The following is a 23833-nucleotide window of genomic DNA, read 5'->3' as shown; positions in this document are numbered from 1 at the left end:
GGTCACGAAGGCGTCGTCGTTCGGCCGCGAGACGATGAACGGCCGCAGGTCGACATGGCGCGGCCGGGCGCGGCCTTCGACGAGCGTGGGCACGGTGGACAGGGCGAGCGTGGGCTGGGCGATGTAGTTGCGCGGGTTGCGCTGGATCAGATCCGCGAACTGCTTGCGTTCGGCCGCGCTCGACCGCGGGCCGATGAGCATGCCATAACCGCCGGATTCGTTGGCCGGCTTGACCACCAGAGAGTCGAGATTCGCAAGCACGTGCTCGCGATGGCTGTCGTTCATGCACAGCCACGAAGGCACGTTCGCCAGCTTTGCATCCTGGTCGAGGTAATAGCGGATGATCTGTGGCACGAAGGCATAGACCACCTTGTCGTCGGCCACGCCTGCCCCCGGGGCGTTGGCGATTGCGACCTTGCCGGCCCGCCAGGCACGCATCAGCCCCGGCGTGCCGAGCAGGGAGTCGGCCCGGAAAACCTCGGGGTCGATGAAGGCGTCGTCCACGCGGCGATAGATCACGTCCACGCGCTGCGGGCCGTCGATCTTGCGCGCATACACGCAGTCGTCGTTGCCCACGAACAGGTCGCTGCCCTGAACCAGTTCGGCGCCCATCTGGCCGGCCAGCCAGACGTGCTCGAAGAAGGCGGAATTGAATACGCCAGGGGTCAGCACCACTACATTCGGCGTTACGTCCTGACGCGGAGACAGGGCATTGAGCGAATCCAGCAGCTCGCTGGCGTAATCATCCACCGGCAGGATGTGATGCTGGGCAAACAGTTCCGGAAACACGCGCTTGGAAACCAGCCGGTTCTCGACCATATAGGACACGCCCGAAGGCACCCGCAGGTTGTCCTCGAGCACATAGATATCGCCGGCGCCGTCGCGTACCAGGTCCGAGCCGCAGATATGCGCCCAGATATCGCCGGGCGGACGCATACCCACGCACTCGGGACGGAAATTGACCGACTGTGCGAGCACCTCGCGGGGGAACACGCCGTCGGCGACGATCCGCTGATCGGCATAGAGATCGGCGACGAACATGTTCAGCGCGGTCACGCGCTGCTGCAGGCCTTCGCGCACCCGATCCCATTCTTGCTTGGGGATCGTGCGCGGCAGGACGTCGAAAGGCCAGGCGCGGTCGATCATCCCCGCGTCGGAGTACACCGTAAACGTGATGCCCATCGACTTGATCGCCAGATCGGCGGCCGCGCGCCGGGTCTCCAGCTCGTCGCGGCCGAATTCGCCGAGATAGCGCACCAGCGCCTCGGCGGCGTGCCGTGGTTGCCCGGTATCGTCAAAGGCTTCGTCGAAAAAGCCCGGGCTTCGATAATCACGCCACAAGTCATTCATGAGTAGATGCTTCCTATCGGCGAAACAACGCGCGCCACGTATTTCCATGCAAGACACAGACCGAAATGCTTAGCCTGTCGTCACGAGATAAGCCGTCGCATCGGCGGCCCGCGTCTTGCCTGACACGCCCGGCGCGGGCAATGCGATGTATATCCCGCGACGACAGGCCCTGAGGAATCTCTGCAAAACCTGTCGTGGTCGCGCAAAGCCCGGGCCTCGAAGGCGTTTGGCCTCGAAAGTGGTACGACCGCGTTGCCGAGCTTGATCTGCCCACAACGCAGATGCGGCGCTCGCACGCCGTGGCGCAACGCAGTTGAGGGCTCGAACGCGAGCCGCAAGAGGTTATGCAGAGATTCCTTAAACAGCGTGCTAGACTCCCCGGCTTGTTTTCGGGAGTTATTCGGGCATGGCGGATACAACAACCGCAGCCGGTGCCGGCGTCGTGTTCAAGGGTCGTATGATGACCCTCACGGTTCTTGAGATTCGCGAGACCGACAGTACACGTATTGCCGAACAGATTGACGCACAAATGGCGCGGGCGCCCGGTTTTTTCGAGCGTATGCCGGTATTGCTGTCGCTGCCGGAAAGCGTGCCCGATCTGGCCGCGTTGAGCGCCATCATTCGCGAGGCGGGCATGATTCCGGTCGGCGTGCTCGACCCCGGCCCGCAGGCGCGCGAGGCCGCGCAAGCGGCAGACATGGCCACCATGGACTCGCCAGCGCGCGGGGCGGCCAAGGCCGCCACCGAAGCCGAGCCGAGCGGTGAGTCAGCCGCAGAGCCGGCGGCCGACGCGCAGGACGCAGGCGAACCGGTGCGCCGCGAACAGCCGCCGCGCACGCCCACGCGGCTGGTGACCAAGCCGGTACGCTCGGGCCAGCAGATTTATGCACGCGGCGGCGATCTGGTGATTGCGACATCGGTATCGGAAGGCGCCGAAGTTCTGGCTGACGGGCATATTCATATTTACGGGGCGCTGCGCGGCCGTGCACTGGCCGGCGCGACCGGCGATACAGAAGCACGAATCTACTGTCGGCGCTTCGAACCGGATCTGATCGCCATCGCTGGCTGCTATAAAGTCGCCGATGCGATTGAAGAGGGTGTACGTTCCAGGGCCGTAGCGGTTCGCCTGGACAACGATAACTTGAGCATCGAATTGCAGGAGTAAAGAGTGGCAAAGATCATCGTCGTCACGTCCGGCAAGGGCGGGGTCGGCAAGACCACTACCGCCGCTTCTTTTGCGGCCGGCCTTGCCATGCGGGGAAACAAGACCGTGGTCATCGACTTCGATGTCGGTCTGCGCAACCTCGATCTGATCATGGGCTGCGAACGCCGGGTGGTGTTCGATTTCATCAACGTCATCAGCGGTGAGGCCAACCTCAAGCAGGCGCTGATCCGTGACAAGCGGCACGAGAATCTCTACATCCTGGCCGCGTCGCAGACGCGCGACAAGGATGCGCTGAATCAGGAAGGCGTCGAGCGCACGCTCAACAAGCTGGCCGAAGATTTCGACTACATCATCTGCGACTCGCCGGCCGGCATCGAAACCGGCGCGATCATGGCGATGTATTTTGCCGACGAAGCGCTGGTGGTGACCAACCCCGAAGTGTCGTCGGTGCGCGACTCGGACCGCGTGCTGGGCATGCTTTCGTCCAAGACCAAGCGGGCCAAGGAAGGCGGCGAGCCGGTCAAGGAGCATCTGGTGGTCACCCGCTATGCGGCCAGCCGCGTGGGCAAGGGCGAAATGCTTTCGCTGGACGATATCAACGATATTCTGGGTATTCCGCTGCTGGGCGTAATCCCGGAATCCGAGAAGGTGCTCAATGCATCGAACTCGGGCACGCCGGTGGCCATGGAAGACAACGCCGATGCCGGCCAGGCGTATCTGGACCTGGTCGCACGATTCCTGGGTGAAAATCGGCCGATGCGTTTCACCGAGGCCAAGAAGAAGTTTCTCGACCGGCTGATGGGGAGGTAACGGACCATGGGTTGGCTCGACGTATTTCGTAGCAACGACAAGAAGACCTCGGCACAAACCGCCAAGGAGCGCTTGCAGGTGGTTGTCGCACACCGACGCAGTGGCGGCGGCGATCATCCGGCGTATTTCCCGCAGTTGCAGCAGGATCTGCTGGCGGTTCTGCGCAAGTATGTTCAGGTGGGCGACGACGCGGTGCAGATGGAAATCGAGCGCGAGGGCGACCTCGAAGTCCTCGAACTCAATATCACACTGCCCGACGACGCCCGTCACTAGACCATAACGACAAACCAAAGCCGCCGGAGGAGCCGCATGCCCACGAAAGAGCAGGAGTTCGATTATATTATCGTGGGCGGCGGCTCTGCCGGCTGTGTTCTGGCCAATCGGCTCAGCGCCGATCCCGATGTCTCGGTGTGCATGCTCGAGGCCGGGCCGGCGGACTGGAACCCGCTGATTCATATCCCTATTGGCATCATCGGCCTGATGTGGTCGAAGATGTTCAACTGGGCCTATTACACCGCGCCCCAGAAGCACATGAATTCGCGCGAGATGTTCTGGCCGCGCGGCAAGACGCTGGGCGGTTCCAGTTCGATCAACGCACAGTGCTATACCCGCGGCAACGCTTGGGATTACGACCACTGGGCAGAGCTGGGGAACCGTGGCTGGGGCTTCGATGAGATGCTCGGTTATTTTCGCCGTTCGGAGAAATTCGAGGCCGGCGCGAGCGAGTATCACGGCAGCGACGGCACTTATTGTGTAAGCGCGCCGCGCCACGTCAATCCGCTCAATCATGCCTTCATCGAAGCCGCCCAGGCCTGTGGTCTGCCGCGCAACGACGATTTCGGCGGCGCGACCGAAGAAGGGGTGGGTCTCTACAGCGTGGCCCAGAACAACGGGCGTCGTTGCAGTAACGCCGACGCGTTCTTGCACCCGGTCGCCGATCGCAAGAACCTTACGGTGATCACGCGGGCGCGGGCGAAGAAGATCCTGCTCGAAGGCAAGCGCGCGGTCGGCGTGACATACAAAAAGGGCTGGTTCGGCGGCGATCGTTCGCTGCGGGCGAAGCAGGAAGTATTGCTCTGCGGCGGTGCGATCAATTCGCCGCAGCTGTTGCTGCTTTCGGGTATCGGCCCGAAGTCCGAAATCGAACCGCACGGGATTCCGCTGGCTCACGAGCTCAAGGGCGTGGGCCGGAATCTGCAGGATCATCTCGACGTCAGCATTATCGATATCGAGAAAACGAAACTCAGCCTGCGCCTCGGGCCGAAGTTCCTCTTGGTCGATGGGCCTGTCGCGGTTTATCAGTACTTCGTACACGGCCGTGGCCAGCTGGCGAGCAACGTAGCAGAGTCCGGCGGCTTCGCGCGCAGCGACGACAGCCAAGAGCGCGCGGATCTGCAGCTGCACTTCATCGCCACTATCGAGCAGGATCACGGCCACAATCTCTGGAACACGATCAAGCACTACGGCTATACGCTTCGGGTGTGCGACCTGCGGCCGAAGTCGCGTGGCCATATCGGCCTGAAAAGCGCCGACCCCATGGATGATGCGTTGATCGATCCCAACTATCTCGATCATCCGGACGATCTCGCCCAGTTGGTCAAAGCAGTCAGGCTCGGCCGGCGGATCATGCGCGCCGAGCCTCTGGGTAGCCACCGCGATCGCGAGCTCGAACCGGGCGAAAAGGTCGACGACGATGCCGAGATCGAGGCGTTCGTACGTGATCGCGCCGAAACGATCTACCACCCGGTGGGCACCTGCAAGATGGGGCACGACGATGAAGCGGTCGTGGATGATCGCCTGCGGGTACACGGCATGCAGGGACTGCGCGTGGTCGATGCCTCGATCATGCCCACTCTGGTTGGCGGCAACACGAATGCGCCCACGACCGCGATCGCGGAAAAAGCCGCCGATATGATCCGCGAGGATCGCCTCACGGCCTGAGCACGGCGGCCCTGATTGGCCCGGGTTCGGCTTGGCGTCGACCCGCGCTGGGGCGTGGGGCGGCCGATTACGTCACGGTTTGGTGGGTGCTGACACGATACTATTGATCGGGCACTAACCCAGCCGGCCGCGTGGCTGTTTTCAACGCATCGAAAAACAAACGCCGGCACCTGTCCGTCGTTTGTTCCAATGGTTTCACGGCCGTTGGCTGTGGCGCGCGTGCTTTCGCACACGAGCGCTACCAATCAGGAAAAGTCATCGATTTTGTTACCGGATCGATAAAATAGTCCGGTACCCGAAGAGTTGGCTTGCCCGGTTGTATTCGACGGTTTCGCGTTCACGCGCTGCGGCGGGCATGTCTACATACGCGAGCGTCTTACCCGGACAGGCATCTATCGATGGGCCGGGAGCGTGGCGCGTCGTTGCCACTGGCGTTGCCGGTGTCGCGACAAAAAAAGGCCGCCGGCGCGTAACGCACGGCAGCCTGATCGACAGCGGGGCCGCCGGCACGCGGCAGCCCGAGTATCTTAACGGTCGCGCAAGTCCTTGCGCAGGATCTTGCCGACGTTCGATTTCGGCAGCTCGTCGATGAACGCAACCTGTTTGGGGACCTTGTAGCCGGTCAGCTCCTTGCGACAGAACTCGATGAGTTCGTTCTCGGTCAGGCTGTCGTCCTTCTTGACCACGAAGACCTTCACGGCCTCGCCGGTCTTTTCGTTTTCCACGCCGATGCAGGCGGCTTCCAGCACCTTGGGGTGCTGGGCCACGACGTCTTCGATCTCGTTGGGATAAACGTTGAAGCCGGACACCAGAATCATGTCCTTCTTGCGATCGACGATATAGAAAAAGCCCTGCTCGTCGTAATTGGCCACGTCGCCGGTACGCAGGTGTTCGCCGAAGAAGGTCTTTTCGTTCTCCTCCGGCTTGTTCCAGTAGCCGGCCATGACCTGCGGGCCTTTTACACACAGCTCGCCCGGCTCGCCGGCGCCCACTTCGTTACCGTCGTCGTCGCGAATCGAGACTTCGGTGGAGGGCACGGGCAGGCCGATGGAGCCGTTGTAGTCGTCCAGATCCAGCGGATTGATACACACCGCAGGCGAGGCTTCGGTCAGCCCGTAGGCCTCGATGAGCGGAATGCCGGTGATCTTCTTCCACTTTTCGGCCACCGCGCGCTGTACGGCGGCACCGCCGCCCAGCGTGATCTTGAGCTTGGAAAAGTCGAGCTTGGCGAAACCGTCGTCGTTGACCAGAGCGTTGAACAGGGTGTTCACGCCGGTAAAGGCGGTCGGGCTGTGTTTTTCGAATTCCTTGACCAGCGCCGGGATATCGCGCGGGTTGGTAATCAGCACGTTCTTGCCGCCCTGCTGAAAGAACACCAGGCAGTTCGCCATCAGCGCGAACACATGGTAGAGCGGCAGCGGCGTGATGATCACTTCCTTGCCCGGATCGGTCCAAGGGTCGAGCCAGGTCTGTGCCTGGGCGATATTGGCGACCATGTTTCGATGCAGCAGCACGGCGCCCTTGGCCAGGCCAGTGGTGCCGCCGGTGTACTGCAGGAACGCGATATCGTCGGGTTTGACGCTGGCGGGCTTGAACGTTTGCTTGGCGCCCTTGCCGAGGGTGTCGTTGAACTTGATCGCGCCCGGCAGCTTGAAGCTGGGCACCATGCGTTTGACGCGTTTGACCACGAAGTTGACGATCGCGCCCTTCACGGTAGGCAGGCAGTCGCCAATCTGCGTGGTGATGACCGCCTCCAACGGCACCTTGTCGACCACTTGCTCTAGCGTGGCGGCAAAGTTCTCGACGATCACGATAGCGCGCGCGCCGGAGTCCGACAGTTGGTGCTCGAGTTCACGCGCCGTATAGAGCGGGTTGACGTTGACCGCCACCATGCCCGCGCGCAGGATGCCGAACAGCGCGATCGGGTACTGCAGGAGGTTGGGCATCATGATCGCGACGCGATCGCCCTTGGAAAAACCGAGCTCGTTCTGCAGATAGGCCGCGAAATCGCGGCTGCGGGACTCGACGTCCGCATAGGTGAGCTCGCAGTCCATGTTGCTGAAGGCAACGGCGGAGTTGAACTCGCGACAGCCTTCTTCGATCAGGTCAACCAGGGTTTGGCTCGATTCGACGTCGATCTCCGCGGCAACGCCTTCCGGGTAGCGGTCCAGCCAGATTTTATTCACGAATTCTCCTCATGGAACGGCAATATTCATCGGCGCGCGCTAGCACGCGGATGGAATCTAAGGTATCGCAGTCGCGCCGCGAATGCATTGCCGAATGCATTATCGCGGCGCGATCGCTGCGTTTTTACTGCTTTTAACGCAATTCCTTGCGCAGTATCTTGCCGACGTTGGACTTGGGCACTTCGTCGATGAACTCGTAGTGCTTGGGTACCTTGTAGGCGGTCAGGTTCTCACGGCAGTACTCGCGTACCGAGTCCAGGCTCAGGTCGGCCCGCTTTTTCACCACGAACAGTTTCACGGCTTCGCCGGATTTCTCGTCGGGGACGCCGACGGCGGCCGCTTCCAGAATATCCGGGTGGCCGGCCACCACATCCTCGATCTCGTTGGGATAGACGTTGAAGCCCGACACCAGAATCATGTCTTTCTTGCGGTCGACGATATAGAACCGGCCCTGGTTGTCCTGGCGAGCAATATCCCCGGTTCTGAAGAAGCCGTCGTCGGTGAATGCTTCCGCGTTGACGTCGTCCTTGCGCCAGTAGCCGGCCATGACCTGCGGGCCGCGCACGCAGAGTTCGCCGGGTTCGCCCACGTCCAGGCTGCGCCCGTCGTCGTCGCGGATATCGACCTCGGTCGAGGGCAGGGGCAGCCCGATGGAGTGATTGAACTCGCGGATGTCCAGGGGGTTGCAGGTGACCACCGGCGAGGTTTCAGACAGTCCGTAGCCTTCGATGATGGGCTTGCCGGTCACCTGTGCCCAGCGCTGAGCCACCGGTTCCTGCGTGGCCATGCCGCCGGACATGGAGAACTTCAGGGTGGAAAAATCCAGGTCCGCGAAGCCCTCGGTATTGAGCAGGCCGTTGTAGAGCGTGTTCACCCCGGTGATCGCCGTGAACGGGTACTGCTTGAGCGTCTTCACGAAGCCGGGCATGTCGCGCGGGTTGGTGATCAGCACGTTCTGCCCGCCCACGGAGAAATACACCAGCGTGTTCACCGTGAGCGCGAAGATGTGATACATCGGCAGGGCGGTGATGATGAGCTCGCCGTCGTCGCTCATTTCCGGCTTGAACCATTCCTGGCACTGCAACACGTTGGCCACCACGTTGGCGTGGCTGAGCATGGCGCCCTTGGCCGGGCCGGTGGTGCCGCCGGTGTACTGCAAGAAAGCCAGGTCGTCGCCGCCCAGTTCCACCGGCTCGAACTGCTGCGACTGTCCGGCGCTGAGAGCCGTATTGAAGTCGGTGGCGCCGGGCAGGTTCCAGTCGGGCACCATCTTCTTCACGCGCTTGACCACGAAGTTGGTCAGGGCGCGTTTTATCGGCGAGAGCATATCGCCGAGCTGGGTGGTGATGACGGTTTCGACCGGCACCTCGTCGTAGATCTTTTCCAGCGTCGCGGCGAAATTCTCCATCACCACGAGGGTGCGTACCTCGGCGTCCTTGAGCTGGTGCTCGAGCTCGCGCGCGGTGTAGAGCGGGTTGATGTTGACCACCACGAGGCCGGCGCGCAGCGCGCCGAACAGGGCGGTGGCGTACTGCAGGCAGTTGGGCATCATGATGGCGATACGCTCGCCGCGCCGCATGCCCAGCGTCTGCTGCAGATAGGCGGCAAAAGCCCGGGACTTGGCCTCCATAGCCGTATAGGTCAGCGTTTGACCCATGTTGGAAAAGGCGGCGCGGTCGCCGTACTGCCTGCAGCTATGCTCGATGATGTGGGCCAGCGAATCGAATGCGCTGGCGTCAATATCCTGCTTGACCCCGATCGGATAGTTTTCGAACCAGTTCTTGTCCATATGCCCTCCCTCTGGCGTCTGGTATGGCCGGCGTCTTGATTAGACCGCCGGCTGCCTCCCCCTGTGTTCTGTCGCTTCGCGACCGGGTGCGCGCATGCTGGCACGCACCAGGTCCCGCAGCGACAGTTGTTCGAACACCTGTGTTCTAGCCTCAAGACTACGCGAAATCCAGCCCTCTACCTCACGATGCAGTCGGTCGTCGCGTGGCGTGGGCGCCGCATTCACATCGCCGCTGCGTGCCGCAGCCAGAATATCGTCGACCTTGAGCGACTCGATATCCTGGCGTGGCAGCAGCGTGATCGTGGTGTCCCCGCTTTCGATGAGCATGTTGGCTGCCACCAACTGGTCGACGATCGAATAGATATGATCGGGGGCCACGCGCAGATACCGTGCGAGCCGCGCGATTTGCCACGGCGGATTGGCATGCATGAAGTTGTAGCCGATCAGGCCCATCAATAAAAGCGCGATGCGCTCTCGGTCGGCGCCGCCCAGGCGCGGCGGGTAGGGCTCGCGGGTAAGCTGTTCCGGATGCTGGAGCAGAAACGCCACGCGACAGCCCAGCATCATGATCAGCCACGACACGTACAGCCAGACCAGCAACAGGATCAGGATCGCGAAGCTCGAGTAAATGGCGTTGTAGTTGCTGGAGTTGGAGGCGAACACGGCAAAGCCCAGGCTGGCGCTCTGCCAGAGTACGCCCGCAAATACGCCGCCGCCGATGGCCGGCAGCCAATGCACCTTGGTATTGGGCATGAACGTATAGAGCAGCGTGAAGCCGATGCTGTAGAGCACGTAGGGCACCATCCGACCGGCGACATAAAGCGACGTGCCGAAAGGTTCGATCGTGCTCAGATATTCGACGACCGTATTGCTGGTCAGCGAAGCGGTCATGCTGCTCGCGGCAAGCACCACGATCGGCCCCACGATGAGAATGCTCAGGTATTCGGTGAAACGACGCCCGAGCGAGCGCATCTTTCTGACCTGCCAGATGTAGTTGCAGCCGGACTCGACCTTCTGGATGAGCGAGACCACCGAATACATCAGCAGCACCACGCCGATGGCGCCGAGCACGCCGACCTGCACGTTTTCGACGAAGCCGACGACCTTGTCGATGATTTCGTCGGCCTGGCTCCCGAGCGGGGCCAGGAAACGATGCAGCACCGGGCGCAGCGCGTTGTCCACCCCAAAAGCCTTGAGCATGGAAAAGGCCAGCGCGAGCAGGGGCACCAGCGACAGCAGGGTGGTATAGACCAGCCCCATGGCCCGCAGCGTGATTTCACCGTTCTGGAAGTCGCGCACCAGGATCTGGACGATGCGCACGGCGGTCACGCCCCAGCGTTTCGGCGCAGCCAACTCATCGAGCTCGGGCTGCCATATGGCCTCGTTGAAGCGGTTGCGAATCCGGGTCAGCATAGGGCGAGTTGCCTTGGGTGGCGGTCCGTAGGCATTGTAACCCTCTCCAGCGCTCGCGCTCGCATCGGCCTGTGAGACGCCGTCGACGCTGCGGCGTGAAGCGGCATGTGGCATACCGCGAACATGCTTTGGAGCCGTTTTCTTATGAACGCAACCGCTTTCGATACCGATATCACCCGTGCCAGCGATAGTTCGCCGCGGGCCCTGCGTGATCTCAACGGGGCGCAGGCGTTCGTCGGCTCGCGCTGGGGCGAAGCGCTGTCGTCCGGCGGCGAGCTGCTGCGGGTGCTGGCCTTGCATCCGATCGCACTTGCACGCGCACAGGCGTCGCTATCGCTGGAGATGACGCGTATCGCCGCCGGTCGATCGAAGCTGCGCCCGGCGCCGGACGATCGGCGTTTCACCCATGTCGCCTGGCAGGAGAACCCCGCGTTTCGGCGCCTGTTGCAGGGCTATCTGGCCTGGTCGAGCGCGCTGCTGGAGCTCGTCCACGGTCTGCGCATTGGTGCCGATCAACGTCGTCGTCTGCTGTTCGTGGCCGAGCATCTGGTGGCCGCCGGCGCACCAACCAATCTGTTTGCGACGCACCCGGGCTTCTACGACGCGGCCGCGCAGACGCGCGGGCTGTCCATCCTGCGCGGTATTCGACACCTGCTCGAAGATATTCGTACCAATCGCGGCCTGCCGCGCCAGGTCGACGCGAGCGCCTTTCGCGTCGGACGCAATATCGCCGCGACCGAAGGCGCCGTGGTGTTTCGCAACGAGATTTTCGAGCTGATCCAGTACAGCCCGCGTACCGCTCGGGTCGATGCCCAGCCCGTTTTGTTCTGCCCGCCGCAGATCAACAAGTACTACGTAATCGACCTGTCGCCCGAAAAGAGCTTCGTGCGCCATGCGCTCGACTGCGGCCAGCAGATGTTCGCCATCTCCTGGCGCAACCCAACCGCCACCCAGAGCGACTGGGACCTGGCTGCCTACGTGCGGGCCACTGCCGAGGCGATCGATATCGTACGCGGCATCTGTGCCGAGCAGCCGGTCAAGCTCATGGGTGCCTGTGCCGGCGGCCTGACCGCGGCCGTGACGTTGGCCTGGCTGGCCGGACGCGGCGAGCAGGAGAAAGTGTCCTGCCTGTCGCTGTTCGTCACCATGCTCGATTCGCCGCGCGGCCGACGGCTGGCACGCGTGGCCGACGACGCGGCCGTGACCGCTGCGCTTGCGCGCTCACGCTTTACCGGTGTGCTCGACGGTGCCGATATGGCCCGCACCTTTGCCTGGCTACGCCCGAACGATCTCATCTGGCACTTCGTGGTCAATAACTATGTGCTCGGCAACGAGCCGCCGGCGTTCGACGTGCTCTACTGGAACAGCGATACCACGCGCCTGCCCGCTGCGCTGCATGCCGATCTGCTCATGATCTACCGGCGCAACCTGCTGCGTCGCGGCAGCGATTTTGCGATCGACGGTACAACGCTCGATATCGCGGCCATCGATCGCGATGTATTCGTGGTGGCCGGTGCGCGCGACCACATCACGCCCTGGCAGGCCTGCTACCGCTCGATGCAGATGTTTCGTACCAACATGCGTTTCGTGCTCGGTTCGGCCGGCCATGTCCAGTCGATACTATGTCCGCCGGACGACGACAGCATGCGGTTTTACGTCAACGACGATTACAGCCTCGACCCCGCGGCCTGGCGCCGCGGCGCGCGCGAACAGGCCGGTTCGTGGTGGCCGGCCTGGGTACGCTGGGCCGAATGCCATGGGGGAGCGCGCGTCGACGCGCCCACGGTCTACGGCAACGACACCCATGAGCCGATCGAGCCGGCCCCGGGGCGCTATGTCCGCCAGATCTGAGCCGGCGCATATCGAACATGTGGCGCTCGACGGCGAGCGCCTGCATACCGCGTTCGTTTCGGGGCGCGGCGTGCCCTTGCTGTTGTGCAACGATTTCGTAGCCAACCTCGACATACTCGACGAATTCGCGACCGCCCTGGGGCGGCCGGTGCTGCGTTTCGACCTGCCCGGCGTGGGCACCTCGGCGGAGGTGGTGCGCATGCGCCGCATGCCGGCACTGGCAGCACTGCTCGCGAAACTGCTCGATCACTACGGCCTGACCGAGCCCGTCGACGTCATGGGCATCGGCTGGGGCGGGCTGCTGGCGCAGCAGTTCGCACAGTCGCAGGGCGATCGGGTACGAAGACTCGTGCTGGCGGCGACGGCAAGCGGTCAGCTGATGTTTCCCGGCCGCCTGGCCAGTCTGGTTCGTCTGGCCCGCCCGGGTGCGCTTGGCCGGGTTGCGCCCGACGGGGAGCAGGCAAGAATCGTGTTCGGCGGACGCCGCAACGATGAATGCAGACAGATCGCGACCGCATTTCGCCGTGCCACTGCGCCGACGCGGCGCGGTTATGCCGCGCAGATATATGCGCTGACCGGCTTCAGTAGCCTCACCTGGCTGCATCGCTTGAACATACCGACCCTCGTGCTCGCCGGGGACGACGATTCCATCGTGCCCACGGTCAACGCGCGGGTACTGGCTTTATTGTTGCCACAGGCACGCCTGGAGATCATTCGCGGCGGTGGCCACTGGTTCGTGCTCGAACGCACGGAAGACGTGGTTCGCATGCTCGACGAGTTTCTCGAGGCTAAGGTTGCGATCAGCGCCGCCGATCAAAATAGTACGTTTTGAATTACGACATGCCTCTGCAATTTTTGTTGCGCTGCGGCAAAAGTCGTAGAATCGAGCGCGTCGCTTCGCGACATGTTATTCGCGCTTTCGAGGGGGCATCATGAGCGCAGTGGCCGCTGATAAAAACTCGCCCCGTCGCAGTCTACCGCCCAATTTGAGCGTCCTGCGCCGGCGCACGCGCATGCAGGTCGAGTCGATCGACGTCGACGGGGTCGAGCTGCGCGTGGGCGTACGCCGAGGTCGCGGCCGGCCGATGCTGGTATTCAACGGTATCGGCGCCAATCTCGACATGACGTTACCGCTGGTCAACGCGCTCGACGATGTGGAAGTCATCGTATTCGACGTGCCCGGTGCCGGTGATTCCCCGGCGTTGACCGTGCCGCACCGGTTTCGCTGGCTGGCGCGTCTGTCCGCCCGGCTGCTCGACCGGCTAGGCTACGACTCGCCGATCAATATCGCCGGGGTCTCCTGGGGTGGGGCGCTGGCGCAGCAGTTCGCGCTGGACTTCCCCGAGCGCACCAACCGGCTGATTCTGGCGGCCACATCGCCCGGCATGCTGGCGTTGCCCGCGCGCTCGAACGTGCTCAAGCGCCTGACCAACGCCCGCCGCTTCCAAAAGAACGAAAATCTGGCCCAGCTCGCGCCCACGCTCTATGGCGGATTGATGCGGCGTCGCCCGGAACTGCTGGAACGCAACGGCCACTTTTCGCCCGATCCCTCGACGCGCGGTTACCTCAATCAGCTGATCGCCGGCCTGGGGTGGACCAGCGTGCATCGCCTGCATCGGCTGCGCTGCCCGACGCTGATCATGGGCGGTGACGACGACCCGGTCATGCCGCTGGTCAATATCCGATTGCTCTACTGGCTCATCCCCAAGTCCTATCTGCACATCGTGCGCGGCGGCGGGCATTTGTTTCTGCTGGTGCGCGCGAACGAAAGCGCGGCCGTGATCAAGCGCTTCATCAACGAGCGCCGCTATGACGGCAGCGATGGCCAGGACTACTTCGCCGCCCAGAACCTGCCGCCGGACGGCACCCTCAAGCCGCTGAGCGCGACCCGGACACTGCCCGACGCTGAGCCCTGATCGCGGCCATCGACTGGCGATGGCTTATCGCCAGATAGCTGGCCTCGGCCAGACTGCGGCGATCGTAGCCGCGCGGGTCGATCGGGGCACACAGGCGCACCTGGGCACGCATATCGTGGACCCGGAACAGATCCTTGAAATGCGGGCCAAGCGCCGCCTCGTCCACCCACGGCGCGAGCGCGTGGTGCATATCCGCCGGCGTGGTGTCGTCGCAGTAGCGCAGCGCCACCGGCAGCACCGGGTATTCGCCCTCGATGGCGGCCGCGAACAGGCGCGCATGAAAACGACGCGGCATCGGGTCGGCCGTGGTGGTGCCTTCGGGGAAGAACAGAACCGAGCGGCCGGCATCGAGTACAGAACGGATCTTTTCCGAGGTTTCGGAGGTCTTGCCCGCGCCGCGGCTTAGAAACAGGGTGCCGGCTGCACGGGCGAACGCGCCCACGAGCGGCCAGCCGCCGATCTCGGCCTTGGATACGAACGAGGCATTGAATGCGTGGCCGAGTACGATGATATCCAGCCACGAGCAGTGATTGGCCACGATCAGCACCGGTCCGGCGGGCAGCTCGCCGTCGATTTCCAGGCCTACGTGTAATACGCGCAGCATGCGGCCGTGCCACCAGCGCACCAGTTTCCAGGAGCGTTTGCCAATCAACGGCACGCAGGGCAGCAACACGATGCCCAGCAGCAGCAAGCCGATCAGGCGCGCTGCCTTGAGACACATGCCGAAGCGTCCCATCAGCGGACGCGGGGCAGCAGAAAATGAAGAGTCAGCCATATCGCGGGCACAAGTTAGCCGCTTGGCCGGGTGTCGGCAAGTGCGCGGTCGGGAAAGCGATTTTTTAACAATCCTGTTCGCTATCCACGGCCGTGCGGCCGCGGCGATGTCGCCGCCGAGAGCTCAAAGAGCGTTCCGCCGGGCGCTCGGCTCTCAGTCCTGGGGCAGGGGCGGGATATTTTCGTAGATCGGGCGGAAGCGATTGACGATAGTGCAAAAAAGCCGCGCCGTTTGCTCGGTGTCGTAGCGCGCCGAATGCGCGGCGTCGTTATCCCAGCTCATGCCGGCCGCGGTCGCCGCGCGTCGCAGCACGGTCTGGCCCAGCGCAACGCCGGCGAGCGTGGCCGTGTCGAAACAGGAAAAGGGATGGAACGGGCTGCGCTTGATGCCGGTGCGGGCGATGGCCGCATTCAGAAAGCCCAGATCGAAATGCGCGTTGTGGCCGACCAGCACGGCGCGTTTGCAGCCTGCTTCCTTGACCATGGTGCGCACCACCCGGAATACGCGTGCCAGCGCTTCACGCTCGGGTAGCGCGGGGCGCAGCGGATGGTGCGGATCGATACCGTTGACCTCGAGTGACGCTGGCTCGATGTTGGCGCCCTCGAAAGGCTCGACGTGATACGACACCGATTCGCGCAATTCGAGTTCGCCGTCGGCATTGAAGTCGACCGTGACTGCGGCGATTTCGAGCAGGGCATCGGTGGCATTGTTGAAGCCGCCCGTTTCCACGTCGACGACGACCGGCAAAAAGCCGCGAAAGCGTTGCGCCATCATCGGCAGCGCGGATTCGGAAGATTGGATATCTGTCATGGCGCGATAGTAGGCCCTGTTGACGTTTCATGCGAGTCCGCGCGCAGCATGTTCACCCGGCAGGGCCAGAGATATGGCGTGCCGCCCGGGCATTGCGCGCCGGCGCGCTGCAACAGCGGTTGTCGCAAAATAATCCCCGCTGCCTCGGGTTGGGCCGCAGATCGCGCCCTGCGGCGCCGGTATGAGAGCGCAAACGGCAATTCCTGCCGGCCGGCAGCCGGAGCGATATCGCGGCGTCACGCCCTGCCTGCGCGCCCATGCGCCGATGGCTGTGGCGCTCGGCGTGCGTATAATGCGCGGCTTGCTACGCCATTCATTGCGAACAGCCAAACACCAAGCCTATGAGCGACGTCAATAAAGTAGTGCTGGCCTATTCCGGCGGCCTGGATACCTCGGTCATCCTGAAATGGCTTCAGGACGAGTACGACTGCGAAGTCGTGACCTTTACCGCCGATATCGGCCAGGGCGAAGAACTCGATGAGGTCCGCCCCAAGGCCGAGAAGCTCGGGGTGCGGGAAGTCTTCATCGACGATCTGCGCGAAGAGTTCGTGCGCGATTTCGTCTACCCGATGTTTCGGGCCAATGCGATCTACGAGGGCGAATACCTGCTTGGTACCTCGATCGCGCGGCCGCTGATCTCCAAGCGGCTGGTCGAGATCGCGCGTGAAACCGGCGCCGATGCGATCGCCCACGGCGCTACCGGCAAGGGCAACGATCAGGTGCGCTTCGAATTGTCGGCCTATGCTCTGATGCCGGGCATCAAGGTGATCGCGCCGTGGCGCGAGTGGGATTTGAATTCGCGGGAGAAGCTGCTCGCCTATGCCGAGGAAAACGGCATCGACATCCGCAAGAAGGCGGACGGGGGGTCGCCGTATTCCACCGACGCCAACGCGCTGCATATCTCCTACGAGGGCGGGGTGCTCGAAGACCCGTGGACGCCCGCCGAGGATTCCATGTGGGAATGGAGCGTGGCACCGGAAGAAGCGCCCGACGCGCCCCAGGAAATCGATCTCACCTACGAAAAAGGCGATATCGTGGCCATCGACGGCGAACGGTTGACGCCTTACCAGGTGCTCGCACGGCTCAACGAACTGGCGGGCGCTCATGGCATCGGCCGAATCGATATCGTGGAAAACCGCTATGTCGGCATGAAGTCACGGGGCTGCTACGAAACGCCCGGCGGCACGGTCATGCTGCGTGCGCACCGCGCGATCGAGTCGATTACGCTGGATCGCGAAGCGGCCCACCTCAAGGACGAGCTGATGCCGCGCTATGCCAAGCTCATCTACAACGGCTACTGGTTCTCGCCGGAGCGCGAGATGCTGCAGGCCGCGATCGACAGATCGCAGGCGCACGTCAACGGCACGGTGCGGGTGAAGCTCTACAAGGGCAGCGTATCCATCGTGGGCCGTGCCTCGGAAAGCGACAGCCTGTTCGACGAGGCGATCGCCACGTTCGAGGATGATCGCGGCGCCTACGATCAGAAGGATGCCGCCGGCTTCATTCGTCTGAACGCGCTGCGGCTGCGCCTGGGGCATCGCCAGCGATAAGAGCGGCGAACGCCGGCAATAAGAAACGCGTCGTTTTCAACGGCGCGTTTTTTTTGCCCGATCCGCGCAAGGGCGGTTACTTTTGGCCGTTATTTGTAGCTCGACAGGCCAGTACCGATTTCGCCTCGAGAGTTCGAGTCCGTAGAGCCGGGCTTGAAGGGCGATGGATGTGCGCCAGTAATGGTGCGTCTGGCCGGCGACGTCATGTATCGCGCCATGCGCTATCGGAGCACGGGCGCCGCTATTAGAATAGCGCGCGCCACACGGATGGATGCGGCTATCGCATCGGTTTTCACTACAAGAGCGCACCCCATGGGCCAGGTGGTCATCTCGCTGGCGGCGATGTTTGCCAGCCTTACCCTGTTCATTGCCGGCACGTCGCTGCTGACCACGGTCGTGGCCGTCGAGCTCGGCTCCGATCAGCTGTCCACGCTACAGATCGGCCTCATTCTGGGCTGTCACAGCGTTGGCTTCGTCATCGGTTCGCTGTTCGCGACGCGGCTCGTGCGGCGCGTGGGGCAGGTACGTTCGTTTGCGGCCTTTGCGGCCGTGGCCTGTTCGGCTTCGCTGATCCACCCGCTGTTTTTCGACGGCGCACTCTGGGCGGTATTGCGTGTGCTGGTCGGCTTCTGTGCGGCCGGGCTGATCATGGTGCTGGAAAGCTGGATTTCCGGGCGTGCCACGCACGCGATTCGCGGGGCGCTGCTGGGCATCTATCAGGTCGTGTTCTTCTTTGCCGCCGCGCTCGGCCAGTATCTGGTGTCGCTGGGTGAAACCGACGACTACCCGATCTATACCATCGTGGCCATTCTTATCGTGATGTCGCTGGTGCCCTTGGCGTTGACCCGCTCGGAAGCGCCGGCGCCGGATGCCGCTACCCGGCTGAGGTTTCGCCAGCTCTATGCGTTGTCGCCCAGTGGCCTGCTGGGCGGCATCGCCGGCGGCGCGCTGGTGGCCGGCTTCAGTACGCTCGCACCGGTGTATGCGAGCGATATCGGCATGAGTCTGTCGGAGGTTTCGCGCTACATGGCGTTCGCGGTGGTGGCCACCATGGTCGTGCAATGGCCGGTGGGCCGTTTGTCCGACCATTTTGATCGGCGTCTGACCATTGCCGTGGTCAGTTGTATTGCGACGGCGGCCGGTATCGTGGCCGCGGTCGCCGGCGCCACCGATATGCGGCTGCTCTATATCGCGACCGCGCCCTTGTTCGGCCTGGCGGCCTGTCTCTATCCGGTCAGCCTGTCGATGATCAACGACTATATGGACAGCGGCGACCCGATCGCGGCCAGCGCCGGGCTGCTGCTGGCCTATGGCGTGGGCACCTGTATCGGCCCGGTGGCGGGTGCACTGGCCATGCAGGCCCTGGGCCCGCCGGGGCTGTTCGTGTTTCTGGCCGGCGTTTTCGCGCTTTTTTCGCTGTTCGTATTCTGGCGTGGCTTTACCACGCCGTCGGTGGCGGTGGCCGAGCAGAGCCGTTTCGTGACCATCGTGGCGGCGAATACCAGTCCGGCGATTCTGGAACTCGATCCGCGTCACGACCTCTATATGGAGACGCCGCATGTATTCGACGAGTTGCATGCGACGCGTGACGCGACCGATGCGCCACCCGAGCCAAGCGGCGGCGAGTCGGCTGGAAACGCCGGTCGTCCGGGCGTTTGAGCCAGATAAAAGCGACTTTTTCTCTTGGGGCCTTTAGCGTAGGCTTGCGGTTTCCAGAATTGGACATGGATGATTTCAATGAAACGATATATGGCTTTGTTGGCGTGCCTGTTCGCGCTTACGGCATGCGGTAACCAGTCGGACGCCGATAACGCGTCGGCCGACGCAGGTGCCTCCAACGGTAACGACAGCGCCGCCAGCGCCGAGGGTGGCGATAGCGCCGCCAACAGCGACAAGGCCGGCGATTTCGACAGCGACAAGGCGCGTCGCAGCTATGCGCTGGGCATGGATATCGGCAATTCGCTCAAGGAGCTGCCGGTGGATATCCAGGTCGACGAGCTCTCCGAGGGCGTAAGCGACGTGGTCAGCGGCAAGGAAACGCGCCTGAGCCAGGACGAGCTCGATAGCGTTATGCAGAGCTTCGTCAAGGAGATGGAGGCCGCACAGCAGCAGAAGGCCAGCGAGCAGGCACAGAACAACCTCGAAAAGGGAAAGAAGTTCCTGGCCGAGAACAAGGACAAGGACGGAGTCAAGACCACCGATAGCGGTCTGCAGTACAAGGTGCTCGAAGAAGGGGACGGCCCCACGCCGAGCGCGGATGACAGCGTGACCGTGCACTACACGGGCAAGCTCATCGACGGCACGGTCTTCGATAGCTCGCGCGAACGCGGCGAGCCGGTGACCTTTCCGGTGGATGCGGTCATCCCCGGCTGGACCGAAGCGCTGCAGCTGATGAAGCAGGGCGCCAAGTACGAGCTCTATATTCCGGCCAAGCTCGCCTACGGCGAACGCGGCGCGGGCGCTCAGATCGGCCCGAACGAGACGCTGATCTTCGACGTCGAGCTGCTCAAGGTAGGCGGCGGCGAAGGCGACGATAGCGCGGGCAGCGGACAGGGCAAAGCCCAGCCCGACGCCAACGCCGACGCCGATACCAACTCGTAACGCGTGAGCGGGCGGCCTATCGGCCGCAGATAACGAAGCCGCCGGCAATCGTGCCGGCGGCTTTTTTTGTGCGTAGAACCACGCGGGATGGCGAATTGTTGGGGCCCGTTAACGCTAGCGCCAATCGTCGCGTTGCCTTCCAGAAATTCGCCCGGCAAGGCGCGAGCAGAGACGTTCGGTGAGCCCAATGCACGGTGCGCAACGCTGCATCGTGGATTTTTCGAACGCATCCCGTCGGGACGCGCCCATGCGTGATTATTAAGGTGCGCGACCCGGTATGGCAGCTCGCGCGTGTCGCAAAGCGACACCACGCGCAGCGCGCATTGTCTTGCACGGAAATGAGAGACGGGGCGGCGATTTCGCTCGCCGTAACAGGCCCTGGTCCGGGCCCGGAACGGCTGACTGCGTTCGTCGTTTTCCACGCCATCGAAAGACACGCCGGCGCATGTGCGTCGTTTTTTCAATGGCTTGATGGCCGGGTGAAAAGACGCCGCGGTGCAGAGCTTCCCTAGGAACGTTCGACGCGGCTATCGAAAAGGCGTTGCAGGTTGTTGCGCTCTAGCGCGGTGGGCCGCCGCCATAACAGTCCGTGGCGCGTGTGCCAGCGCACCGCCTGTACGAACATTGGCGTGGGTGCGGGCCCGTCGGTCGTATCGGGGGCCGTCAGTTCAATACGAAACACCGTGCCGGTATGAAAAAGCGCCGCCCGCAGGCGCTCGCGCGGATCGCAGGCGTGTTCGATCCGTTGATGCACTTCGTCGAAAGCCTGGTGCAAGCTGGAGCGCAGCACGGCGGCGGCCGGTGGACGCGCAGGGCCGCTCCAGCACAGCCATAGTCCGGCGATATCGGCATTCGACGCCTTCAGATCGTCGATGCCGACATCGAGGGCCCGCGTGAGCGCATCCACGAGTCGATCCCAGACCCGGCCGTTGCGTTCCCAGGCCTGGATGCGCCGCAGTCGCGACGCCGGTTTCGCGGATGCAAGCACGGCATCGCCGAGGGCCTGCTGGGTCAAGCCACGCTGTTCGCGCCAATGCCGAATGCGCCCTGGATCGAGGGATATACTCTTCTTCATCGCGACAATCGCGTTTAGTAGACGGGTCCGCCTTCCGTATCGAGGCTGCATTCAGCCAGCTCGTGGTGTTCGTTACAGCGAAGCTTCTTGAGCAGACGCTGCATGCGGTGGCTGTACCATTGCTCCTGCCAGAGCCGCTGGCGCACGTCCCGAAACATTTGCCGGTAGCGCTCGGCACGCTCGGGTTCGATAACCACCCAGCGGTCGTAGGGCAAACGCGCTTCGGCCTTTTCCAGACGCTCGATCATGCGCGAGGAGAGGGTATTGGCGACCCAGCTACGCGAGCGCGGCCCGAAATCCGGGTCAAAACGGTCCTGGTGCACGACGATCTGGCCGGACAGCATGCCGAGCACGAAGTTGGCAATACCACCATCGGGCGTAATGCCGTGCTCGAGCTCGAGCGGCTCGTAGGCGATGGCCGGCGCATAGGTCATATCGGCGCTGCCGTTGTTGAACAGCGGGCCGAGCGAGGCGATATCCGCAGGCACGGGGGACGCGCCGACCGCTTCCACCACGCGGCGCGAGGCGCGATCGTAGGAAAGAATGGCGATGCGCTTACCGGCCAGCCGGTCGAGGCTTTCCAGATTGCTGCGATCGCGGGCAAACAGAAACACCTTGCCCAGCGGCACGACGCCGACCACTTCGTTACCATTGGCCTGCATGAGGGGCGCCGCTTTGGGCGCTGCCATGGCCTTGATGGCACGACGCAGCGAATCGTAGCTTTGCAGGCCGCCGGCCATGTCGAGGCTGCCGGCAAAGGGCACCAGCGATCGGGTCCGCACGCCGGAGATTACGACCATGTCGCATTTGCCGGCCTTGAAATCGTTGGCGGCCACGGTTTCGTCGGTATACGCGCGGGCCTGGAGGGCGTAGCCCCAGTCCCGGGCCGCGACCGCATAGTCGGTGAACAGCTCGTAGACGAAGCCATCGGCCCCGACCGGGTCGAACACACAGGCCACACGGCTCGGCTGAGCCTGAGCGAACGCCTGTGTGCATGCAAGAACACACATGGCGAAAAGGCCACGAACAACGAATCGTTTCATCGGATACGTTAAGTCTCTATGTGAACAGTTGTACACATTAGAGTTGAAACGAGCCCAAGTCAACAACTGTTCACATCGTTGGCTGATGCGTTCTGGGGCCTGTTAAAGCGACCGCCAATCGTCGCGTTGCGAGGAATTCGCCAGGCTAGGCGCGAGGGCAGATGTTGGGTGAACCACCGACCGAGACGCAGTGCCGCATGGTGGATTTTCGAACGCACGTCGTTTGTACGCGGGCCCGTGCCTGATGATTCAGGGCGCGCGACCCGGCGTTGCAGCTCGCGCATTGTCTTGCACGAAAGAGGCCCGCGACGCGACAATTTCGATTGCGTTCACAGGCCCTGATACGTACCCGCTAGTTCGTACCCGCTGAGCGATCGCCGCGCCGCGAAGACGGCCTCGGCGCGCCAGTGGTCGCGGCCCGAGCGGGCCGCGACTACGCATTACATGGCTGCTTCGATACCGAGCTGGTCGAAACCCTTGGCCTGGTAATTTTCGCGGAACATGTCGCGCAGCATTTCGGCCTGCTTGTCGTAGGCTGCCTTGTCTTCCCAGGTGTTGCGCGGGTTCAGGATATCGCTGGGTACGCCCGGGCACTGCGTGGGCATGGCGAGATTGAAGATCGGATGGTTCTCGTACTCGGTGTTCTCCGGATCGAGATCGCCGGCGAGCGCGGCGTTGAGCAGGGCGCGCGTATGCTTGATGGAAATACGCTTGCCCACGCCGTGCGGACCGCCGGACCAGCCGGTGTTGAGCAGAATGCAGCGGGCCTTGTGGGTGCGCATCTTCTCGGCCAGGATTTCGGCATAGACCGACGGTTTCTGCGACATGAAGGGCGCGCCGAAGCAGGCGGAGAATGCGGCCTTGGGCTCGGTGACACCGACTTCCGTACCGGCGAGTTTGGAGGTGAAGCCCGATACGAAGTGATACATCACGTCCTTCGTATCCAGCAGCGACACCGGCGGCAGTACGCCAAAGGCATCGGCGGTCAGCAGTACGATGGTTTCCGGATGCGGGCCGCGCGCGCCGTCGGCGACGTTCGGGTTGGCCGACAGCGGATAGGATAGGCGCGTGTTTTCGGTGATCGAGCCGTCGGTCAGGTCGAGATCCTGCGGATCGGTGTCGGCCAAGGCCTTGCCGGGCAGCGGCGGCACGTTCTCGATGATGCAGCCCGGGGTGGACAGCGCGCCGGCGATCACCGGCTCCGCGTCCTTGTCGAGATCGATGAGCTTGGCGTAGCAGCCGCCTTCGAAATTGGATACGCCGTCTTCGGTCCAGGCATGTTCGTCGTCGCCGATCAGCTCGCGATTCGGGTCGGCGGAGAGGGTCGTCTTGCCGGTGCCGGACAGGCCGAACAGGATCGCGCCGTCGCCGCGTGCGCCCACGTTGGCCGAGCAGTGCATGGGCATTTCGCCCATTTCCGGCAACAGGTAGTTCATGACCGTGAACATGGTCTTCTTGACCACGCCGCAATAGTCGGCCCGGCCCAGTACCAGACCGATGCGATTGCGGATATCGATGATCACCGCGCGGTTGGACTTGGTGCCGTCGCGGGCCGGGT

General features: G+C 63.1%; 19 protein-coding genes. 10 read left to right on the top strand and 9 right to left on the bottom strand.

Going from position 1 to position 23833, the window contains the following annotated elements; genetic code table 11:
• A partial coding sequence (locus ABNU97_RS11370) for a circularly permuted type 2 ATP-grasp protein (RefSeq protein ID WP_348766826.1) occupies positions 1 to 1350 on the bottom strand: 1350 nt, incomplete at its 3' end.
• A gap of 406 nt (positions 1351 to 1756) precedes the next feature.
• Between ABNU97_RS11370 and minC the strand changes: the two genes are divergently transcribed.
• From minC to ABNU97_RS11350, 4 genes are read left to right on the top strand one after another with little or no spacing between them, the layout of a single operon-like run.
• Complete coding sequence (minC, locus tag ABNU97_RS11365; RefSeq protein ID WP_348766825.1) at positions 1757 to 2515, top strand: septum site-determining protein MinC; 759 nt, start codon at positions 1757 to 1759, stop codon at positions 2513 to 2515.
• Positions 2516 to 2518: 3 nt separating this feature from the next.
• Positions 2519 to 3325, top strand: a complete 807-nt coding sequence (gene minD, locus ABNU97_RS11360) for a septum site-determining protein MinD (protein ID WP_348766824.1) — start codon at positions 2519 to 2521, stop codon at positions 3323 to 3325.
• Positions 3326 to 3331: 6 nt separating this feature from the next.
• Positions 3332 to 3598 (top strand): cell division topological specificity factor MinE, encoded by a 267-nt coding sequence (gene minE / locus ABNU97_RS11355; protein ID WP_348766823.1) that lies wholly within the window; start codon positions 3332 to 3334, stop codon positions 3596 to 3598.
• A 36-nt stretch (positions 3599 to 3634) separates the two neighbouring features.
• On the top strand, positions 3635 to 5266 hold the full coding sequence (locus tag ABNU97_RS11350; RefSeq protein ID WP_348766822.1) for a choline dehydrogenase: 1632 nt from the start codon (positions 3635 to 3637) through the stop codon (positions 5264 to 5266).
• 527 nt (positions 5267 to 5793) lie between these two features.
• On the opposite strand, the gene ABNU97_RS11345 is transcribed toward ABNU97_RS11350, so the two are convergent.
• The 3 genes from ABNU97_RS11345 to ABNU97_RS11335 form a co-directional block, all read right to left on the bottom strand.
• Positions 5794 to 7452 (bottom strand): AMP-binding protein, encoded by a 1659-nt coding sequence (locus ABNU97_RS11345; RefSeq protein ID WP_348766821.1) that lies wholly within the window; start codon positions 7450 to 7452, stop codon positions 5794 to 5796.
• A gap of 133 nt (positions 7453 to 7585) precedes the next feature.
• Positions 7586 to 9241: an AMP-binding protein gene (locus ABNU97_RS11340; RefSeq protein WP_348766820.1), complete on the bottom strand. Its 1656-nt coding sequence runs from the start codon at positions 9239 to 9241 to the stop codon at positions 7586 to 7588.
• Positions 9242 to 9280: 39 nt separating this feature from the next.
• On the bottom strand, positions 9281 to 10654 hold the full coding sequence (locus ABNU97_RS11335) for a YihY/virulence factor BrkB family protein (RefSeq protein ID WP_348766819.1): 1374 nt from the start codon (positions 10652 to 10654) through the stop codon (positions 9281 to 9283).
• A 144-nt stretch (positions 10655 to 10798) separates the two neighbouring features.
• Between ABNU97_RS11335 and ABNU97_RS11330 the strand changes: the two genes are divergently transcribed.
• The 3 genes from ABNU97_RS11330 (at position 10799) to phaZ (ending at position 14421) form a co-directional block, all read left to right on the top strand.
• Positions 10799 to 12505 carry an alpha/beta fold hydrolase gene (locus ABNU97_RS11330; protein WP_348766818.1) on the top strand — a complete coding sequence of 569 codons (1707 nt, stop codon included), beginning with the start codon at positions 10799 to 10801 and terminating at the stop codon, positions 12503 to 12505.
• A complete protein-coding gene (locus tag ABNU97_RS11325; protein WP_348766817.1) occupies positions 12489 to 13337 on the top strand; it encodes an alpha/beta hydrolase in 849 nt (282 codons plus the stop codon). Before ABNU97_RS11330 ends, ABNU97_RS11325 begins: the two co-directional genes overlap by 17 nt.
• Positions 13338 to 13437: 100 nt before the next feature.
• The gene (gene phaZ / locus ABNU97_RS11320) at positions 13438 to 14421 is read left to right on the top strand and encodes a poly(3-hydroxyalkanoate) depolymerase (RefSeq protein WP_348766816.1); all 984 of its coding nucleotides are present in this window, start codon (positions 13438 to 13440) and stop codon (positions 14419 to 14421) included.
• Here phaZ and ABNU97_RS11315 read toward each other — a convergent pair.
• Both ABNU97_RS11315 and rnt read right to left on the bottom strand, forming a co-directional pair.
• On the bottom strand, positions 14375 to 15196 hold the full coding sequence (locus ABNU97_RS11315) for a lysophospholipid acyltransferase family protein (protein WP_348766815.1): 822 nt from the start codon (positions 15194 to 15196) through the stop codon (positions 14375 to 14377). The genes phaZ and ABNU97_RS11315 overlap by 47 nt on opposite strands.
• Positions 15197 to 15349: 153 nt before the next feature.
• Positions 15350 to 16006, bottom strand: a complete 657-nt coding sequence (gene rnt / locus ABNU97_RS11310; protein ID WP_348766814.1) for a ribonuclease T — start codon at positions 16004 to 16006, stop codon at positions 15350 to 15352.
• A gap of 341 nt (positions 16007 to 16347) precedes the next feature.
• On the opposite strand from rnt, the gene ABNU97_RS11305 reads away from it, so the two are divergent.
• From ABNU97_RS11305 to ABNU97_RS11295, 3 genes are all read left to right on the top strand, one after another.
• The gene (locus tag ABNU97_RS11305) at positions 16348 to 17556 is read left to right on the top strand and encodes an argininosuccinate synthase (protein ID WP_348766813.1); all 1209 of its coding nucleotides are present in this window, start codon (positions 16348 to 16350) and stop codon (positions 17554 to 17556) included.
• Positions 17557 to 17868: 312 nt separating this feature from the next.
• Positions 17869 to 19215 carry an MFS transporter gene (locus ABNU97_RS11300; RefSeq protein WP_348766812.1) on the top strand — a complete coding sequence of 449 codons (1347 nt, stop codon included), beginning with the start codon at positions 17869 to 17871 and terminating at the stop codon, positions 19213 to 19215.
• A gap of 78 nt (positions 19216 to 19293) precedes the next feature.
• Positions 19294 to 20157, top strand: coding sequence for an FKBP-type peptidyl-prolyl cis-trans isomerase (locus ABNU97_RS11295; protein WP_348766811.1), 864 nt, complete (start codon positions 19294 to 19296; stop codon positions 20155 to 20157).
• Positions 20158 to 20665: 508 nt separating this feature from the next.
• Here ABNU97_RS11295 and ABNU97_RS11290 read toward each other — a convergent pair.
• The 3 genes from ABNU97_RS11290 to ABNU97_RS11280 all read right to left on the bottom strand — a co-directional run.
• Positions 20666 to 21232, bottom strand: coding sequence for a helix-turn-helix transcriptional regulator (locus tag ABNU97_RS11290; RefSeq protein ID WP_348766810.1), 567 nt, complete (start codon positions 21230 to 21232; stop codon positions 20666 to 20668).
• A gap of 14 nt (positions 21233 to 21246) precedes the next feature.
• Complete coding sequence (locus ABNU97_RS11285) at positions 21247 to 22242, bottom strand: putative solute-binding protein (RefSeq protein ID WP_348766809.1); 996 nt, start codon at positions 22240 to 22242, stop codon at positions 21247 to 21249.
• A gap of 473 nt (positions 22243 to 22715) precedes the next feature.
• Positions 22716 to 23833: phosphoenolpyruvate carboxykinase (ATP) (locus tag ABNU97_RS11280; protein WP_348766808.1), on the bottom strand; the 1118-nt coding region annotated here is incomplete at its 5' end.

This window comes from uncultured Salinisphaera sp. (assembly GCF_964012375.1).
In the GTDB taxonomy this organism is placed as follows: Bacteria; Pseudomonadota; Gammaproteobacteria; order Nevskiales; family Salinisphaeraceae; genus Salinisphaera.
This window is presented reverse-complemented; position numbering and strand designations above follow the sequence as displayed.